The 18827-nt window shown below is 36.2% G+C and carries 22 protein-coding genes and 1 tRNA gene; 12 read left to right on the top strand and 11 right to left on the bottom strand.

What is annotated here, in order from left to right; translation table 11 throughout:
• Window positions 1-142: 142 nt before the first annotated feature.
• From C8N28_RS08440 to C8N28_RS08420, 5 genes are all read left to right on the top strand, one after another.
• Window positions 143-1474, top strand: a complete 1332-nt coding sequence (locus C8N28_RS08440) for a TolC family protein (protein ID WP_132223758.1) — start codon at window positions 143-145, stop codon at window positions 1472-1474.
• A 3-nt stretch (window positions 1475-1477) separates the two neighbouring features.
• On the top strand, window positions 1478-2656 hold the full coding sequence (locus C8N28_RS08435) for an efflux RND transporter periplasmic adaptor subunit (protein ID WP_132223755.1): 1179 nt from the start codon (window positions 1478-1480) through the stop codon (window positions 2654-2656).
• Complete coding sequence (locus C8N28_RS08430; RefSeq protein WP_132223752.1) at window positions 2656-3402, top strand: ABC transporter ATP-binding protein; 747 nt, start codon at window positions 2656-2658, stop codon at window positions 3400-3402. Before C8N28_RS08435 ends, C8N28_RS08430 begins: the two co-directional genes overlap by 1 nt.
• Window positions 3403-3413: 11 nt before the next feature.
• Window positions 3414-4634 (top strand): ABC transporter permease, encoded by a 1221-nt coding sequence (locus C8N28_RS08425; protein WP_132223749.1) that lies wholly within the window; start codon window positions 3414-3416, stop codon window positions 4632-4634.
• 300 nt (window positions 4635-4934) lie between these two features.
• Window positions 4935-5360, top strand: a complete 426-nt coding sequence (locus tag C8N28_RS08420; RefSeq protein WP_132223746.1) for a c-type cytochrome — start codon at window positions 4935-4937, stop codon at window positions 5358-5360.
• A gap of 113 nt (window positions 5361-5473) precedes the next feature.
• Here the strand turns inward: C8N28_RS08420 and C8N28_RS08415 are convergent, their stop codons facing one another.
• Window positions 5474-5857: a hypothetical protein gene (locus C8N28_RS08415; protein WP_132223743.1), complete on the bottom strand. Its 384-nt coding sequence runs from the start codon at window positions 5855-5857 to the stop codon at window positions 5474-5476.
• A 217-nt stretch (window positions 5858-6074) separates the two neighbouring features.
• Here C8N28_RS08415 and C8N28_RS08410 point away from each other — a divergent pair, with 217 nt between their 5' ends.
• A complete protein-coding gene (locus C8N28_RS08410) occupies window positions 6075-6848 on the top strand; it encodes an NUDIX hydrolase (protein ID WP_132223740.1) in 774 nt (257 codons plus the stop codon).
• Window positions 6849-6857: 9 nt separating this feature from the next.
• On the opposite strand, the gene C8N28_RS08405 is transcribed toward C8N28_RS08410, so the two are convergent.
• From C8N28_RS08405 to C8N28_RS08390, 4 genes are all read right to left on the bottom strand, one after another.
• The gene (locus C8N28_RS08405) at window positions 6858-7223 is read right to left on the bottom strand and encodes a nuclear transport factor 2 family protein (RefSeq protein ID WP_132223737.1); all 366 of its coding nucleotides are present in this window, start codon (window positions 7221-7223) and stop codon (window positions 6858-6860) included.
• Between the two features lie 94 nt (window positions 7224-7317).
• Window positions 7318-7590: a hypothetical protein gene (locus C8N28_RS08400; RefSeq protein WP_132223734.1), complete on the bottom strand. Its 273-nt coding sequence runs from the start codon at window positions 7588-7590 to the stop codon at window positions 7318-7320.
• Complete coding sequence (locus tag C8N28_RS08395; RefSeq protein WP_132223732.1) at window positions 7571-8104, bottom strand: RNA polymerase sigma factor; 534 nt, start codon at window positions 8102-8104, stop codon at window positions 7571-7573. Before C8N28_RS08395 ends, C8N28_RS08400 begins: the two co-directional genes overlap by 20 nt.
• 194 nt (window positions 8105-8298) lie before the next feature.
• A tRNA-Arg gene (locus tag C8N28_RS08390) sits at window positions 8299-8370 on the bottom strand.
• A 215-nt stretch (window positions 8371-8585) separates the two neighbouring features.
• Here C8N28_RS08390 and C8N28_RS08385 point away from each other — a divergent pair.
• The 5 genes from C8N28_RS08385 (at window position 8586) to C8N28_RS08365 (ending at window position 12468) form a co-directional block, all read left to right on the top strand.
• Window positions 8586-9224 (top strand): peroxiredoxin, encoded by a 639-nt coding sequence (locus C8N28_RS08385; RefSeq protein ID WP_132223729.1) that lies wholly within the window; start codon window positions 8586-8588, stop codon window positions 9222-9224.
• Window positions 9225-9235: 11 nt separating this feature from the next.
• Window positions 9236-9550, top strand: a complete 315-nt coding sequence (locus C8N28_RS08380) for a thioredoxin family protein (RefSeq protein ID WP_132223726.1) — start codon at window positions 9236-9238, stop codon at window positions 9548-9550.
• Entirely contained in the window at window positions 9531-9791 is a 261-nt protein-coding gene (locus C8N28_RS08375; RefSeq protein ID WP_132223723.1) for a DUF6952 family protein, read from the top strand. The genes C8N28_RS08380 and C8N28_RS08375 overlap by 20 nt, the downstream gene beginning before the upstream one ends.
• A gap of 418 nt (window positions 9792-10209) precedes the next feature.
• Window positions 10210-10917: an SAM-dependent methyltransferase gene (locus C8N28_RS08370; RefSeq protein WP_132223720.1), complete on the top strand. Its 708-nt coding sequence runs from the start codon at window positions 10210-10212 to the stop codon at window positions 10915-10917.
• Window positions 10918-12468 carry an FAD-dependent monooxygenase gene (locus tag C8N28_RS08365; protein WP_132223717.1) on the top strand — a complete coding sequence of 517 codons (1551 nt, stop codon included), beginning with the start codon at window positions 10918-10920 and terminating at the stop codon, window positions 12466-12468.
• On the opposite strand, the gene nadD is transcribed toward C8N28_RS08365, so the two are convergent.
• The 3 genes from nadD to C8N28_RS08350 are packed head-to-tail and all read right to left on the bottom strand — an operon-like array spanning window position 12465 to window position 14497.
• Window positions 12465-13040, bottom strand: coding sequence for a nicotinate (nicotinamide) nucleotide adenylyltransferase (gene nadD, locus C8N28_RS08360; protein WP_132223714.1), 576 nt, complete (start codon window positions 13038-13040; stop codon window positions 12465-12467). The genes C8N28_RS08365 and nadD overlap by 4 nt on opposite strands.
• Entirely contained in the window at window positions 13033-13620 is a 588-nt protein-coding gene (gene gmk / locus C8N28_RS08355) for a guanylate kinase (RefSeq protein WP_132223711.1), read from the bottom strand. The genes nadD and gmk overlap by 8 nt, the downstream gene beginning before the upstream one ends.
• A 1-nt stretch (window position 13621) precedes the next feature.
• Window positions 13622-14497: a YicC/YloC family endoribonuclease gene (locus C8N28_RS08350; RefSeq protein ID WP_132223708.1), complete on the bottom strand. Its 876-nt coding sequence runs from the start codon at window positions 14495-14497 to the stop codon at window positions 13622-13624.
• Between the two features lie 121 nt (window positions 14498-14618).
• On the opposite strand from C8N28_RS08350, the gene C8N28_RS08345 reads away from it, so the two are divergent.
• Window positions 14619-15362, top strand: coding sequence for a hypothetical protein (locus C8N28_RS08345; RefSeq protein WP_132223705.1), 744 nt, complete (start codon window positions 14619-14621; stop codon window positions 15360-15362).
• Window positions 15363-15377: 15 nt separating this feature from the next.
• On the opposite strand, the gene C8N28_RS08340 is transcribed toward C8N28_RS08345, so the two are convergent.
• The 3 genes from C8N28_RS08340 to dnaG all read right to left on the bottom strand — a co-directional run bounded on the left by C8N28_RS08340 (window position 15378) and on the right by dnaG (window position 18805).
• Window positions 15378-16424, bottom strand: a complete 1047-nt coding sequence (locus C8N28_RS08340; RefSeq protein ID WP_132223702.1) for a glutaminyl-peptide cyclotransferase — start codon at window positions 16422-16424, stop codon at window positions 15378-15380.
• Window positions 16425-16498: 74 nt separating this feature from the next.
• Complete coding sequence (locus C8N28_RS08335; RefSeq protein ID WP_132223699.1) at window positions 16499-16861, bottom strand: YraN family protein; 363 nt, start codon at window positions 16859-16861, stop codon at window positions 16499-16501.
• The gene (gene dnaG / locus C8N28_RS08330; RefSeq protein ID WP_132223696.1) at window positions 16862-18805 is read right to left on the bottom strand and encodes a DNA primase; all 1944 of its coding nucleotides are present in this window, start codon (window positions 18803-18805) and stop codon (window positions 16862-16864) included. It abuts the gene before it with no gap.
• Window positions 18806-18827 lie beyond the last annotated feature (22 nt).

Below are 18827 nucleotides of genomic sequence, written 5' to 3'. Positions count from 1 at the left end.
CCTTATAAGACTTGTCCAAATATTTTCATCGATTACAATCTGCCGTTGGTCTACATGATTCTGACGCTCGTCTATTACGTTTTCAGGTTTGATTTAAGAAGCGTTGATTTGGTGAAGATAAACAGAAATTAAACAACATTTTATGTCACATTTCAAAATTAAATACCTCCTCATTCCTCTCTTGGGATTCTTCTGGTTAGAAGGATTTAGCCAAGCCCCGGCCACAAAAACATTACCTGAAATATGGGATCTGGCAGCTTGCCTACAATATGCTAAAGACAATAACATTCAGGTGCAGAGTTTAAAACTAGACAAGCAAAGTGCTGAGCAGAATCAAATACTTGCTAAAGCTGCCGTATTTCCTGATTTAAGCGGTTCAGCTTCTCAATCATTCAACCACTACAATTTAAACTCAGGTAACTCATCATCTATCAATGCATCGGGCTCTTATGGTTTAAATTCAACCTGGACATTATACCAGGCTGGCTATTTAAAAATGGACATCCAGCAAAAGGACCTGGCCGTTCAGTCTGCTAACTATAATATCCTTCAGACAGAAAACGACATTACGTTACAAATTACACAAGCATACTTAAGTATTCTCTTAGATAAAGAGAGCATTATTTATAACAGGGATCTGGTTGCTACTTCCATCGCCCAACTTGAACAAGCACAAAGACTGTATGATGCTGGTGCAACTGCCCGTAAAAACCTAGTTCAATTAGAAGCACAGCTTGCAAGCGATCAATACAATCTAACCGCTTCTGAAAATGCAGAACGCCAAGATAAGATCACACTAAAACAGCTACTGCAATTACCGGAGCTAGAGAATTTCGATATCGTAAAGCCGGATACCATAGTAACCGATCAAATTATTCCTGAACTTTCAGCCGTACAAGAATATGCTTTAGCCAACCGTCCGGAAGTAAAAAATGCAGCTCTACAAATACAAATTGCTGACCTGGGTCTTGGAAAAGCAAAAGCAGGCTATCTTCCTACCATTACTTTGAGTACAGGAATCGGAACCAGCTATGCCAACGACCCTACTTACAATGCCCTACAGCAATTCGATAATAATTTTCATCAGCAGGCTAACATCAACTTATCCATTCCAATTTTTACTAAAAAGAGGAATCAAACTAATGTTGCACTCGCGAATATAGCAACCGAAAAAGCCCAATTAGCTTATGAGGATACCAAAACAACCCTTTCGCTTGCAACCGAAAATGCTTTTATCAATGCTCAGAATTCAAGAAATCAACTCGCAGCAGCTTCTGAACAGTTAAAATATAACGAAGAAGCTTATCGTATAGCAAATGAAGAATTAGAAATAGGCGAGGTTGATATCGTCGACTTCTATCAACAAAGAAACCTATACGTACAAGCCTTACAATCAAACATTCAAGCCAAATACAATGCTGTATTAGCTGCCAAAATCTATGAATTTTATATTGGAGTACCTATTAATCTATAAATCATGAAATCAAAAAAAACCATCACCATCCTTATCTCGATTATCGTCTTAATTGGACTAATCTGGTACTTCTTTCTTAGAACTACAGAGCAACCGCTTGTACTTACTACGGAAAAACCAACAATAGGAAAAATCTCTACCAGTGTAACTGCAACCGGAACTATACAACCGGTAGATACCGTAAGTGTAGGAACACAGGTATCAGGCACAATATCAGCCTTATATGCCGATTTTAACTCAACTGTTACCAAAGGCCAACTCTTAGCTGAGCTAGATAAAACACTGATTCAAGCAGATGTAGATAAAGCCAAAGCAAGCTTAGCCCAAGCGAAAAGTAATGAAAATTACCAATCGACAACCTTTGCCCGTCAGCAGAAACTGTATGATTCAGGATCTATCAGCAAAGCTGAATATGAATTGGCACTTAACAATTACCAGGTAGCAAAAACCAGTGTAACCAATGCTGAAGCACAGTTAAGATCAAGCCAAAGAAACCTTTCTTTTACCAGCATTTACTCGCCAATTGATGGAGTAGTTTTAGGTAGAAGTGTAAACATCGGACAAACTGTTGCAGCCAGTTTCAACACACCAACCATTTTTACAATCGCAAAAGATATTACAAAAATGCAGGTTGTTGCAAAAGTCGATGAGGCTGATATAGGCTCTGTTGCAAAAGGACAACGATCTACCTTTACTGTTGATGCTTTTATTGATGACACCTTTAATGGTACGGTAAAAGACATCCGCTTACAACCATCAATTTCTTCTAACGTTGTTACCTATTCTACCTTAATAGATGCACCCAATGACGATAAGAAACTTAAACCCGGTATGACAGCCAGCATTATTATCTATACAAAAGAGCTAGAAGGTGCTACATTAATTTCTGCCAAGGCATTAAACTATCAACCAGATGCAGCTCTTGTAAGTCAATATCAAATTATCCCGCTGGCAGATGCAGAAACCAATCCTTCAGCAGTAGGTGAAGGTAGCGTTTGGGTAGTTGAAGGCAATAAAATTGTTCAAAAAAGAGTGAAAACCGGTTTGAATAACAATACCCATATAGAGGTTCTAAGTGGTTTAACACCCAATGATGTAATTGCTACCGGAACACAAAGCCAGGCAGTAGCTGTTCAAGGAGCTGCTTCAAGTCCATTCTTACCTAAAAGACCCGCAAGATAATGAGCAAGAAAATCTTAGAAATCCATGATGTAAAACGAGAGTTTACCATGGGAAGTGAAACTGTAAGAGCTTTAAAAGGTGTTTCTTTTGATGTAAATGCAGGAGAATTTGTCACCATTATGGGAAGCAGTGGTTCAGGCAAAACAACGCTTTTGAATATATTAGGTTGTCTGGATAAACCTTCTAACGGAATCTATATGTTAGACAATGTAAATATAAAGGAGCTATCAAGAGATGCACTTGCCAAACTAAGAAACACAAAAATTGGTTTTGTTTTTCAAGCGTATAATCTATTACCCAGAACATCCGCACTTGAAAACGTTGAATTGCCCTTGCTCTATAATCCTTCAATCAGCACCAAAGAAAGAAGGGAAAGGGCCATTGCTTCCCTGGAAGCTGTAAAGTTAGGTGATCGGTTAGACCATACGCCCAATCAACTGTCGGGTGGCCAGCAACAGCGGGTAGCCATTGCCCGCGCGCTGGTCAATGAGCCGGTCATGATTCTTGCTGATGAAGCAACGGGTAACTTAGATACGCGTACTTCCTATGAAATCATGTCTTTGATGCAAGAATTAAACCAGCAAGGAAAAACAATTGTATTTGTTACTCATGAGCCTGATATAGCCGCTTTTAGCAGCAGAACAGTAATGCTGAAAGATGGTAAAGTACAAAAAGATACTCAAAATATGAACAGCCGTTCGGCAAGAGAAGCTTTAATTTCCCTTCCTGTAAGCGACGACTATTAATTATTATTATCATGAAAATAACAAACCTCATCAGACTCGCTATCAGAGCATTACAACGCAATAAACTGCGCGCATTACTAACTATGTTAGGTATCATTATCGGCGTAGCAGCTGTAATAACAATGATGTCTATTGGAGAAGGTTCCAAACTTAGCATCAATGAATCTTTATCCAGTATGGGCTCTAATATGATCACCATTACTCCTTATAGCAACGAACCAGGAGGTGCCACAATGATGGGAAGCAATCTTAAGAATTTAACGATCGTAGACGTTGAAGCCTTGGAAAAAGATGCACCTAATATTGATAAAATATCACCATTAGCATCGTCAAGCGGTCAGGCTATTAACGGTGCTTCCAATTGGCCTACCAGTATACAAGGTGTAAGCCCGGAATATCTGGATATCCGAAAACTTGAAATAAAGGACGGTATTCCTTTTTCAGAAGAAGATGTAAAGTCTTCAGCCAAGGTGTGTTTATTAGGTCAGACCGTAGTAGATAATTTATTCCCAAATGGAGAAGATCCTATCGGAAAGATCATTCGCTTTAATAAAATCCCAATGCAGGTAATCGGTACTCTTGTTCCTAAAGGACAAAGTAATTTCGGACAAGATCAGGATGATATTATACTGGCCCCATACACCACCGTACAGAAAAGATTGTTGTCTTCCATTTACTTTAACAGTATTTACGCTTCTGCAATCAGCGAAAGTGCTTCCATTGCTGCGGTAGAAGATGTTACAAATGCACTTCGCGGAACCCACCGTTTAAGAGCCGACCAGGAAGATGATTTTCAGGTAAGAACGCAAGAAGAGCTAATGTCGACCTTAAATTCAATAAGCAGCATGTTAACAACTCTATTAACTGCTGTTGCCGGCATCTCTCTTGTCATAGGAGGTATCGGGATTATGAATATCATGTATGTTTCGGTAACCGAAAGAACCCGTGAAATCGGATTAAGAATGTCTATTGGAGCCAGAGGAATTGATATCCTTCTTCAATTTTTAATCGAAGCAATCATGATCAGCATTACAGGAGGAGTTATAGGTGTAGCTCTCGGAGTTTCAGCATCATTAATCATCTCGTCATTATTAAACTGGCCTGCTTCAATTTCTGACACCTCGATCATTGTTTCCTTTTTTGTCTGCGCTGTAACCGGAATCTTTTTCGGCTATTATCCGGCATTAAAAGCTTCCGGATTAGATCCGATAGAAGCATTACGATATGAATAAATAGAAAACAACCCATCAACCTATTTAAAAAGACATGAGTATTATATAAAAGGAATGTAATAAGGACCAAACAAGGATCAAACAGGGAAAAAATGACTGTTTTGCCCCTGTTTGGTCCCTGTTTAAACCCTGTTTGGTCCTTGTTTGATATTATTCAAGGACAGCAGAATTATACGATTAAGCGCTCTAACTATAATCTAAATCCTGGAATTATAGCACATAAAAATTACAAATCAAATTGTCATTTTAATGCTAAATTATATATACATTAGTGTTAAGATTACTTAATTATGACTGACCATGAAATATAGAACCTCAATTATCCTACTATTCGTTGTAGCTGTTGGCTTTATGTTAAGCGCATTTATGCCTCAACAGCCTGAACCTCAACAACCAGAACCAGCATTTAAAGCTAAAAATCTAAAAGTCCTTCCGAAGAATATTACAAAGGACGAACTTGATGATGTAATGGATGGATTTAAAGCTGCTTTAGGTGTTAAATGTGGCTTTTGCCATGCTTCACAAGCTGCTGATCCGAAAAAACTTGATTTTGCCAGTGATGAAAAACCAGAGAAACTAATGGCAAGGAAGATGATGAAGATGACAGCTCAAATAAACAAGAAGTATTTCCATGACCCAGGGATGGATGGATCAATGCTCAATATTTCTTGTCAGACCTGCCATAACGGAAAAGAAAAGCCAGAAACACTTTCACTCTCCTTATAAGGATAGAAATTTAGGAAAGCTTTTAAAGATATAATTACTTATTAAAAAAGGGAAGATGCAATGCATCTTCCCTTTTTTAATAGATGGTTTTTAATATATTGAGGTAAAGTTGATTATTGATTCTCTTTTATACGAACACCACTGGCATCAAACATATCCATTACATTTCCCTTAACATGATCATTATCTACAAGATTTAGCATGATATTAATATCATAACCTTCGGCAGTAAAATCGCCATAAAGTCTTTTATCATTTTGGCTCATAGTAATTCCTGTAACCTTAGACATTTCCCCACCATTCGTATCTAAAACCACGCCGTTTAATTTTCCGTCTTTGTTTTCAAATACGAAGGTCATTTGAGCATCGCCATTAGGCGTATCGAAAATAGTTACATTCCATTTACCTTCAAAAGTACCTTCAGTAGTTTGCGCATTGGTATCCAAAGTCATAAATAACCCCATAACAATCGCGAATAGTAAGCTTAGCTTTTTCATAATAATAGTTTTTATAATTTAAATTGATCCTTCCGGGTCAAGTAGTTAAACATGACTGCTTTAGCTACTATTCCGTATATTTAACGGAATAAAAGTATAATACTAAATCCATACTTCCAAACTTTTAATCCGTATTTTTTACGTAATGATATTTTTTGTAGTTTTGAGAGCTCAATAAGCACACATTGAGTCTGTTCAATCAGCATCCTAATTTAATATGAAGCAATCAGACATTGACGATATACTTATAAATCCGGATCAATACCTCCGAAATGTTCTTGTAGATAATGTCATCTTTGGTTACCATAATAAAGAGCTTAAGGTATTGCTGCAGCAACCTATTGCTTTAGATAAATGGACGGTTACTGGTGGTTATATCAAAAAAACAGAATCAATTGAAGAAGCTGCTAATAGAATTGCTTATTCAAGGACTGGGTTAAAAAATCTGTTCTTTCAGCAATTTCGTGCTTTTGGAAATCCTACCCGATCAATAGACGGTTCCAAGAATGCAAAAAACTTCACCAAACTATCAGGAATTGAGGTGCCTGATGATTTGTGGATCTTCGATTATTTCGTATCAGTTGGATTTTATACGCTGACAGAATTTTCGATGGTTAAAATAGAGAAAGGGGTCTATGAGGCAGAATGCCAATGGTGGCCTATAGATGACTTGCCGGCACTCATGTTCGATCATGAGCATATTATTTCTGAAGCTCTAAAGGCCTTAAGATTGCATATTGCTCACTATCCGATTGGCTATGAACTTCTATCTGAAAAATTCACATTACCAGAAATCCATAGCCTATATGAAACCATTTTAGGAAAGCCTTTAGACGATAGAAACTTCGCCAAACGTTTAATGGCAACCGGAATTATTGTAAAATTAAATGAAACCAAGCGAATCGGTGCGCATCGATCTCCTTTTCTTTATAGATTTGATAAAGAGAAATACAATGAGGGATTAGAAAATGGGGCTGCATTAGCGTTCTAAGACATTATATCAGCTCATTTCAATATCCATCTGTTGCAGTAAACCATCACTAATTACATATACATGCATTACTTTTCCATCAAATAAAATATTGCCATCGAAATCTTTCACCAGTTGTTGAACTTCAACTTCTAAAGTTCCGTTTTCTCTTTCACGAAAACCAACCGGAATAACGTTCGGATCAATCTCTTTCCATTGTCTTTGCCAGTAAGCTTTAACTTCATCATGTCCATTTGCATAATCTCCTTCCCATGCTTTTGACCATTTTACCTCCGGGTGCATAACCTGCAATATTGCATCAATATTTCTGGCGTTAAAAGCAGCATAAGCATCTTTAATTAGCTCTTGATTTTTAAGTATTCTCTCTTCATTCATGATATTACATTTATTTTTTAACTCTAATTATATAAACAGATTTAGTCTGTATTCCCTACTGTATGGTCTAGATTAAGGATAGCTTGTCCTTGTTTCATTGCTTTTTAAATAGGTTGGCAATGCGCTGCATAAAGCCCTGATATTGTGGTGCAGTAGTAAATATTTTTTGCACAGCAATGATCTCACCCTTTACCTTTTTCCGGCTATATTTCCTGATAATTGCATACGTTTTTTGCTGATCATTTATTTCGTTTCTCAGATCATCGTTCAATAACATGTTGGCCTCAAACAAAAGCGCATCATCAGGGGCCATTCGACCTGAAACATAGTCGTCAATAGTTTTGATATTATTCAATGAAGTCCGCATAATTCAATGATTTTTCTTTAACAGTTTCTCTAACTTTTTCCAGGCATTTATATTTTGCTACCGTAGCTGAATGCGTACTTGAGTAACCAAACAACGTTGCAATATTTCCGACTGATAAATGATCATAATAATAAGCTTTTAGCAATTCCATGCATTTCTTACCAGCAGATTCAAGATAATACAGTATTTTGGCGGTAGCCAGTTGTTCATCAGGTACAGCTTCAATATCATAATCATTTAAAGGCTGATTCTTACCACTGGTTTTATAACGCTGAAGCCATAATCTTTTAGCAATACCTAACACATACGTTTTCTCATTTAAAATGATTTCGTCCTGCGCAGACATTACTTTTTCATAGTATATAACTAGCGCATCCTGAAAAATATCTTGAGCTTCTTCAAAGCTGCCTCCCATCCGCGCTACATAACGGCTAACAGGGAAAAAAGCCTTTTTGTAAAGCGCCATAAAAAAAGTTTCACGCAGTTCAACCGTTGATAATCTGTCGTTATCCATTATTATATATTGAGTGTTTATTATTAAGTGTATTATATGAACAAAATATCACCCATGAAATTACAAATATTTCATGGCGTGATATTATTGATTCAATAAATTAAAATTCGTGTCAATATTCTATTGAAGATTTGTCTGATTTATGATAAAACAAAAAACCTACTTAATTTTGGCTAAGTAGGTTTTTATTTTTGTGGCCTCGACGAGAATCGAACTCATATCTAAAGTTTAGGAAACTTCTATTCTATCCGTTGAACTACGAGGCCATAGTCCGCAAAAATACGATTTCGAATAATATTTTCACGCTTATTTGGAAATAATTGTAGAATTGTTTAAGTACAGACAAGTATTGTTTTTAGCAATATCATACTATTGTCACTATAGATTTAGACTATATGATATCAATATAAAAGATACCTTAAAAGGGATGTATTATGTATATTTGCACCATCAAAAAACAACAATAAAAGAAAATAAAATTATGAGTTTAGTAGGAAAGAAATTCCCAAACATTACAGTGGATGCGATGGATTATATGGGCGACGATTTAAAAATTAATATTTTTCAGGAAGCCAGTTCAAAAGGTAAAAAAGTTTTATTATTCTGGTACCCAAAAGATTTTACTTTTGTTTGTCCAACAGAACTACATGCCTTTCAAGAAGCTCTTCCTGAATTTGAAAAACGTAATACGATTGTAATCGGAGCATCTTGTGATACAAATGAAGTTCACTTTGCATGGTTAAATACAGCTAAAGACAATGGTGGTATCGAAGGAGTTACCTATCCTATTATTGCAGATACTACTCGTAATCTATCCAATGTATTAGGAATATTAGACGTTCAAAAAGCTGAATATGATGAGGAATTGGATACAATGATCATTGAAGGATCTAATGTTTCTTATAGAGCCACATACTTAATAGATGAAACCGGCAAAGTCTTTCATGAAAGTGTGAATGATATGCCTTTGGGTAGAAATGTAAAAGAATATATTCGCTTAATTGATGCTTATGCTCATGTTCAGAAATTCGGAGAAGTTTGTCCGGCTAACTGGGAAGAAGGAAAAGATGCAATGAATGCGAATCGCGATGGAGTTGCAAGTTATTTAGCAGCTCACTAAAATAAAAGAAGATGATATTAGAATTAGATAAAGACAATTTAGCAGAAATAGTAAATGATAACGACATTGTCGTTGTACAATATTCTGCTTCATGGTGCGGAAACTGCAAAATTATGAAGCCAAAGTTTAAGAAAGCGGCTTCAGAGAATGAGAGTTATAAATTTGTTATTGCTGATGCGGAGAATTTTCCTGAATCAAGAAAATTAGCGAATGTAAATAACTTGCCAACTTTTGCCACTTTTAAGGGTGGTAAATTATTGAATCAAGTACAAACAAATAAGTTAGAGCCCTTAGCACAATTGATAAATGAAATTACCAGTAATTAAGCATTTGACTCAATTTATTGAGGATAATGACGAAGACTTTGTAATCGAAACTATTGAAACATTAGAGTCTATCATTGATGCGCCAGGTTTAAAAGATGAAGAATTAGATGTGATAGGTGAATTACTTTCAAATATGTATGGTGCATTGGAAGTTGACAAACTTATTAAAAACGAAGGAATGGACAAAAAGGAAGCATTAAATAGCTTTATGAAACGCGTTCTGGGATCTATCGATAAATAGCTTTTTAGATTATAAGTGATGATGGGTTATTAACAATCTTATGTTGATAACCCATTTTCTGTTGAAAACTTAATTGGATCCGCTTCGAATTTTTTGTTAAATTTAACACTAGTTAAGGGAACGTACTTAAAGCCTATTTTAGAAAGCCATCTATCTGTTTCAGTCAAGTATTACAAGGTTAAGCTTTAAGAAAAACAAAAAATTTTTAATTGTTGATTTTTTATGTTGATTTTTTTAGAAAAAGGGAGATTATAGCGATCTCCCTTTTTCTTTTTCAATTTATCATCGTTTAATAGCCCGCTTATCTGATAAAACATCATATTTGTAAATGAAACCATCATGAGTTTGCAAACTGCACAAATCGAGATAAAATAAACACTCATGATAGCTTCATCACAACTAAAAACAATTTATTCTGATGAAAAAAGGCTGTCTCTTTCTAATCCCTGTTCCATTAGCTCCTTTAGCAGGTGCTGCTTCCTTTACTCCTTATTTGAGTGATACAATTAATCACATTGATGAATATATTGTTGAAAATGAAAAGACTGCACGCAAATTCTTAAAAGAAGCTGGTCTCAAAACTCCGCAAAGCAATCTTACAATTCATGATTATGGAAAGCATAAAAGAGAACGGGCTTCTATCAACGTTTTCTTTAAAGGTTTATTAGCAGGCAAAGATGTTGGCTTAATGAGTGAGGCGGGTTGCCCGGGTATTGCAGATCCGGGTGCAGACATTATTGCGCATGCTCATAAATTAGGCATAAAGGTTTCTCCATTAGTAGGCCCCAGCTCTATTATGTTGGGCTTAATGGCATCTGGCTTTAACGGACAAAGTTTTGCCTTTCACGGTTATTTACCCATAGATAAGGAGCCTCGTGCAAAAAGATTAGCACAATTAGAACAGGACGCTTCGAAAAAACAACAAACCCAGATCTTTATAGAAACACCGTTCAGAAACAATCGAATGTTAGAAACCATCCTGAATACCTGCAGTGATCAAAGGATGCTATGCATTGCCTGTAATTTAACAGGTGTGGATGAAGTTATTATCAGCGAATCAATAAAAGATTGGAAGAAAAGAAAGATCGACCTTCATAAAATACCCGCTATCTTTTTACTATTCTAAATGAATACTGGTGATCAAACAGATACAGTTTTAATTATTGGTGCTAACCCTGCAGGCCTACTCCTGGCAGCCCAATTATTAAGGTTTGGTATACATCCTGTTGTTATTGATCACAAATCTTCGTCTTCAAAAATATCACCTTCTATCCTCCTTCAACCAAGAACATTTGAAATATTCAATCAATTGGATCTGGTTAACGAACTATTGCATGCAGGTTTAGAATGTGATGGACTTGCGATACAGATAGAAAGTGAGGTTATTAATTACATTAGCTATGCTCAATGGGTTTCAGAGTCAGGATTCTCTTCTCTATTAAATATTGAGCAGCGAAAAATTGAGGAAGTACTGATAAACTACCTGACGGTTAAAGCTTGTCCGATCTATTGGAATTCGGAATTAATAAGTTTTAACCAAAACTCCAGCACCGTTCGTATTGAATTAAACAAAGATGGCCATGTTGGCACCAGGATCTTTAAATGGTTAGTAGTTGCCGAGAAAGAACAATTTAATATAAAGGAGAACCTCAATATTTCTTATAATCACTGGTCAACTAATCGCTCTATTTATCAATTGGTTCTTCGAACAGACGAATTACATAACCGAAACCAACACTTATTTTTAAAAGGAAATGGTTTTGCATTTGCCACACCCATTAACGATTCTGGGAGCTATGATTTTGTGGGGTCTTTACCAAAAGGAACCTCATTAGAAATAGACTTTAACGATATTAAGCAACATTTGGATAAAGCTTTAGGCTTTTCTATCCCTGTTGAATCCGAGGAGTGGCATAAAACAACTGTTTTACAATCGTATTTAGCCAATGAATGTTATAAACAACGCTGTCTACTAATTGGAAATGCTGTTTTTCGGCAATCCGGATTTATGGGAAATGAGATTAATAGCGGCATGCAAGATGCCTACAATATCGGGTGGAAGCTTGCAAACATTTGCCTGGGCAAACAAGAAGAATCGTTGTTAAATTCCTATCAGGAAGAACGGAAGGGCATAAACGATGCTCGTTTTAAGAAAATCAGCTGGCTATTTAAGCTATTTAAAGGCTCGTTAATTTTACCTTATAACACACGTAAATATTCTATAAAAAAGATTCTCGAGAAGAGTGATTGGTATGATGTTGATTCTAATTATCAGAAGAGCAATCTATCGGTTCATCATTCTCGAGGAAGGAAGATTAAGGCAGGAGACAGACTTCCTTTTATTAATATTTATGATGAAAAGAAGCAGGAGGAAACCGATCTGTTTCAATGGTGTAAGCGCCCGGGCTTTGTTTTATTGGTATTGGGAAACCTGAGCAACAACTCTCTTTTTATTTTAGCTCAATGGATGAAGCAAAAATATACCAGCTATATGCATCTGTTTTACCTGCCTTATTCATCTAAGAATCAAGCCGTCTTTGACGCTTTTGAGATAAATCAGGAGCAAAATAAAATGATCTTAGTACGTCCAGATATGTATATTGCCTATATACACGATGTTGTTAATGCCAACCTGATTGATACCTATATGATTGAGGTAATGAAATGGAAATTCTAACGATATAAACCTTTCTTATCAATAAAATCTATCACAGCATCAGGCAGAAAGTACTTGATGTTCTTATTAGCTGCAACTGATTTTCGGATAAAGGTGGAAGAGAATTCCATTAAAGGTGTTGTAGTAATGGTGATGGATGAATGCTTTGCCATTTCCTCATCATAATAATCCGGACGCGGATAAACGTAGATCTGATAATCACGAAGGATGATCTCATAATTCTTCCATTTCTTCAAACTAACCAAATTATCTGAACCCATGATCAGAACAAATTCCTTTTGAGGATAGCGCTCTTTAAGATGGGTTAATGTATCAATGGTATAGGAAGGCTGTTTAAGTCGGAACTCGAAATCACTACTCTTTATATTTTCAGCATCAGCAAGTGCTAAATTAACCATCTCCAAACGGTCGTACATATTAGCCAGGTTATCTTTCTTCTTTAAAGGATTGTGTGGGGATACCACCAACCATACTTCGGATAGGTCTGTATGATTAGCCATATAATTGGCAATTATCAGATGTCCGATATGAATGGGGTTAAACGATCCGAAGAACAAACCTATTTTACTCATTGACCACCAAATTGTTCGTATAAAAACTCTCTACAAGCTTTTCTGCCTGAATGCATGCATCCTCCAGGTTATCATTTTCGAGAATGATATCGAATTCGCTAGAAAATTTCAACTCTTTATCTGCTTTCGCAATACGTTCTTTTAATTTATCTTCGCTATCAGTTCCCCGAGAACGTAAACGATGTATTAATATGTCTAATGATGGCGGTTGAACAAAGATGGCTAAAGCCTGTTTGCCAAATTTCTTTTTTAAATGCAACCCACCAATTACATCAATATCAAATATAACGATTTTTCCACTTGCCCAAATTCTATCTATTTCAGAGCGCAGGGTTCCATAAAAGGTTCCTGAATATACCTCTTCGAATTCGACAAATTCTTTATGCGCAATTTTATGTAGAAATGCTTCTTTGGAGATAAAGTAATAGTCTTTTCCATCTACTTCATTAGTCCGTGGCTGGCGGGTACTGGCTGAAATCGAGAAAGCTAATTTATCTGGGAATTTACTAAGCAAATGTTTAACAATGGTAGTTTTCCCTGCTCCTGAAGGAGCCGAAAATATAATAAGTTTACCTTCCATATTACAAAACATTCAATAGTTGTTCTTTGATCTTCTCCAACTCCTCCTTCATTTGCACAACTGTTTGCTGAATCTCGGCATTGTTTGCTTTTGACCCTAAGGTATTAATTTCACGTCCCATTTCTTGTGATATAAACCCTAGTTTCTTTCCATTTGCATCTTCGCTTTCTAAAGCTTTAATGAAATAATTGCAATGGCTCCTTAGTCTAACCTTCTCTTCTGTGATATCCAGTTTATCAATGTAATAGATCAGCTCTTGTTCAAAGCGATTTTTATCAACATTCTCTTTGCCTACTGCTTCTTCCAGGTAATGATTAATCTTTTCGCGAATCAAAGGAATACGGCTTGTTTCTTTTGCTTCTACCTGACTAAGTAATCCTAATAATTTATTAGAACGCATGGCTAAGTCTGTTTTCAGAACTGCACCTTCATCCATCCTAAATTGTTGAAACTCCTGAACAGCTAATAAAAAAACTTCATAAACCTTTTCCCATTCCTTATCGTCGGCTTTTTCTTCCTTATAGCTTACTACATCCGGAAAATTAAGTGCTGTTTTTAACAAGTCAGCATCCGATGCACCTAAGTTATCGGCAATCTCTTTTAATTCAGTATAGTAATGCGTTAAAAGATCTCTGTTTATAGTCGCTGCACTTGCGGTAGCATCATCCTGTTCAGCACTAATACTGATATTGATTTTACCACGCTCTAACAGTCTGGTACATTCATTTCTTAAAAACAATTCCTTGTCTGCAAATGCCTTTGGAACTTTAAGGCTAAGCTCTAAAAACTTGGAATTTAGCGATTTAATTTCAACTGCATAATGCCCTTGCTCATTGTTGAAATTTGCGGTACCGAATCCGGTCATTGATTTAATCATTCGCAAAGATAAATTAATTTCTATTGTTTTATATTTTCCCTTAAGACATCATATGCCCATTTAACATTTTTTAGCATATTCTTTGTGGTGATTTGCCTAAGTTTACCCGATATTATAAAAAATGAATTGCTTAATTAAATATATAATAGTCTTATGTTTCTTATTGCCGAATACTCTTTTCGGTCAAGATGGAATAAGAGGTGTAGTATTAGATTATGCAACGGAAGTTCGAATTGGGAATGCGGAAATTACAAATCTACGAACACAACAGACTTTAGTAAGTAATGGCTTAGGGATATTTAACGTTGTAGGTAATATAGGCGATACTTTAAAAATTGCCAGAACCGGATATAATGAACAAAATATTGTTATTGCCTCTAATGAGGATATTGTTGTACGCCTAAAGGGTATTACAGAGCTTAAGGCTGTTAACGTATATGGAATAACAAAAGAGCAGGAAATGCAGGATGCGATGAATGATTATCGCAAACAAGGAAGCTATTATAATGGTAAGCCACCTGTTTTAGCGTATATATTTAATCCTATTTCTGCACTTCATGAAACTTTTGGTAAAACAGGTAAGCGTGCAAAACGTTTCCGGGAATACATCAATTATGAGCAGGAAGAACTCTTGGTAGATCGCAAGTTTAACAAAGCATTAATTGCTTCTTTAACCGATTTAAAGGATGAAGATTTAACTAATTTTATGCTTATCTATCGTCCTTCCAGCGATTTAGTGAGAAACTGGAACGAATACGATGCTACCAGTTATATTAAAAAGGCTTTTACGAAATTTGATGGAGAAGGCCGGCCAAAAGCTCCCACTTTGCCAAAACTGGTTATTCCGGAATTGAGCAGAGAATAAAGAACTGAACCTGGATTAACGTTCCAGCATCTTAATCTCAAACAAAGTATTCCATTTTTTACCAGTAACAAAAATACGCTTGTTCTGATGATCGTAGGCTATACCGTTGAGTACATTTGTATCTGGCGTATAATCTTTCTGAGGAAGAAGCCCGATCATATTCAGCTCACTCTCTACCTGCCCTGTTAATGGATCAATAATTATTATTTTATCTGTTTGATACACATTGGCAAATATCTTTCCATCAATGTATTCTAATTCATTAATAGCATCTACCGGCCCTTTATCATTATACACATCAATGTATTTACCTGTTTCTGCATACGTATTTTTGTCAAGGAAATAGATCCGGTTGGTACCGTCAGATTTGATTAACTTTTCGCCATCATAACACAATCCCCATCCTTCTTTACTAGCTTGATAGCTAAATTCCTTGATCTTTTCAAAGGTGTTTTTATTATAAACTATCCCAAAACCTGCTTCCCAGGTAAGTTGTATAATATGATCATCTACTATGGTTAAACCTTCACCAAATAACTCTTTAGGAAGGTCGATCTGCTGAAGAACTTTTCCTGTCTTTAAATCTACCTTCCGCAAGCTTGATTCACCATTCAACCCCGTACTTTCATAAAGTACGCCATCATGGTACTCCAGGCCTTGTGTATAAGCTCCTGCATCATGAGGGAAAGTATTAACCACTGAAAAACTATATTGTACAGGAGCCTTATTGGCAACTACCGTTACAGCTACGCTACTTTCTGCTACCTCTCCCTTTTCATAATGTTTTGCAGTTAATAGCTGATCTCCAAAGCTCAGGTCGCTACTATTAAAATACACAGGTTCGTTGCCAATAGTTTTATTAATAGGTTCATTATTTACAAAATACAATACTGAGTCGGTTGTTTGATCTTCAGGGACATCTAACTGCAGTTTTATAGTATCTCCTAAACTTACGAGCCCCGGTTGAGGAGTTAAAAACGAGATACTTGTTGATTTCTTTTGACTCGTACAAGCAGCAATTGAAAAGAAGCTAAGAAGAGAAAGAAAGAGTAAATTTTTCATCAGAATAATTGTTTTAAAATGGCGATGACTAAAATTTTATTGATACTAAAGTAATTATTTCTACACTAATTCTATTATTCTGGCCAAAATGCATCTTTAATATGTTCTATTTGGTAATTGCTTGAGCCATCTATTAAAATAGAGACAATATCAAAACGAATTTCTCCTATATGCTTAATATAAGAAATATAGAGATTTGCGGCACGATCAAGCTGTTGCTGTTTTTGATAATTTACAGCTTCGTGAGGCAGACCATATGAAGAACTACGGCGCGTTTTCACTTCTATAAATAAAAGGACAGAACCATCCATTGCAATAATATCAACCTCTAAGTGCTTATAGCGCCAGTTTTTAGCTAATATTCTATATCCTAGGTTTTCAATGTAGTGTAATGCAGCAATTTCTCCGGATTGGCCGGTTTCCAAATGTTTAGCCATTTATTTGCTAATAACTGTTCCTAAGAATGCCAGAGTTTCTTTTTCGACTTCCTTTAGTTTTAAATATTTATGTGATAAAATAGCAATATTTTCAGGATTGGTCTCTTCCTTAATTTCATCGCGAACTTTTTGAATCCGCTCGTCTATTTTACGCTTTTTCATTCTAAAGATAGCCTTTAAAACTGTCTCTTTTAAATTATCGGTCTCCTGCTTCACATAAATCTGCCGTTTATCATCATTCCAATTCGGACTTAAATTATAAGGTGACGAAAGCAATGAGATAACCAGGTTTGAAACCTCCTTATCCGAATTTGTTATAAATACCCGTTGTTCCGGTAATTCTTGCCGGTTTAAATATTCAATATAAATGGCAGCAACCTTTTTCGCAACAGGATCAGTAAATTCCACATCTTGTAAAGACGATAAGATCAATATCGCAATCGGATAGTTCTTTTCCTCTAACCAGGTTGCAGGCATCTCTCCATAATGCAATAATAAACGAATAATCTCCTGCTCTTGCAGATCATTTGAATTGACCTCTGGCAATTGGTTCTCTGTAGCAACTGTTTCATCATCAAACAGGTTTTCAGGTGGCAAGTCTGATAAAGATTCATTGCGTGAAGGATTCTGTTTCCTCGACTGCTGTAGCCGCATTTTATTAAGCTCAGATATCAAAACCCTTTCTTCAATATCAAGCTTAACACTGCAATCACGAATGAAAACAGAAGCCTTAATTTGATCAGGAATCAGAGCAATACTTTCAACGATTTCACGAATAACTCCAGCACGCTTGATGGGGTCATTACCAGCATCTTGCAGAAGAATCTGAGTTTTAAAGGAAATAAAATCCTGCTGATTCTTCTGAATATATTCCTGGAAGGAATTAGGGCCAAACTTATGAATATAAGAATCCGGGTCATGACCGTCGCTAAAAAGCAATACCTTAACATTCAAGCCTTCCTTTAGGAGCATATCCGTTCCCCGAAGCGATGCTTTTATCCCAGCAGCGTCTCCATCGTATAACATGGTTACATTCTTCGTAAAACGTGCTATTAGCTTTATCTGCTCTATCGTAAGAGAGGTACCAGAAGAGGCAACCACATTTTCAACGCCAGCCTGATGCATGGAAAGAACATCTGCATAGCCCTCAACTAAGTAGCAATTATCAACCGTAACAATTGATTTCTTAGCGAAATATAGTCCGTATAAAACTGCTGACTTATGATAGATGTCGCTTTCTGGAGAATTAACATATTTAGGAATCTTCTTATCCGTTTTAAGGGTACGCCCTCCAAATCCTAATGTTCTTCCTGTAAGATTATGAATGGGAAACATGACGCGACTTCTGAATCGGTCGTATGTTTTTCCCCCTTCTTTCTTAATGATCAAGCCCGTTTTTTCAAGATATTCTTCTTGATGCCCTGCCTGTACTGCCTTTGTATATAAATAATCCCAGCTTTCGGGCGAATATCCTAATTCAAACTTTTTGATGATATCTTCTCGATATCCACGCTCTTTAAAATAGCTTAAACCTATTGTTTTACCTTCATTGGTATTCCACAAGCTGTCTTGAAATAATTCTGCAGCCCAATTGGTTACAATAAAGAGGCTTTCTTTCTGATCCTGTACAAGTTGTTGTTCTTCGCTTTGTTCATCTTCCTCTACTTCAATATTGTACTTCTTAGCGAGGTAACGAATAGCTTCCGGATATGAATACTTTTCATGCTTCATGACAAAGTCGACAGCATGACCGCCTTCTCCACAACCGAAACATTTATAGATTCCTTTACTTACTGAAACATTAAAGGAAGGAGTTTTTTCATTATGAAAGGGACAAAGACCAAGCAAACTGGTACCACGTTTTTTTAAATCAACGAAGTCTCCAACTACCTCTTCTATCTGAATGGCATCAAATACCCGGTCAATGGTTGTTTGCTTTATCAATTCATTTCCTCCTAAGTAAAGT

The organism is Albibacterium bauzanense, assembly GCF_004339765.1.
Lineage (GTDB): Bacteria > Bacteroidota > Bacteroidia > Sphingobacteriales > Sphingobacteriaceae > Albibacterium > Albibacterium bauzanense.
The sequence above is the reverse complement of the archived record's forward strand: the minus strand, read 5'-3'. Positions and strand labels throughout refer to the sequence as shown.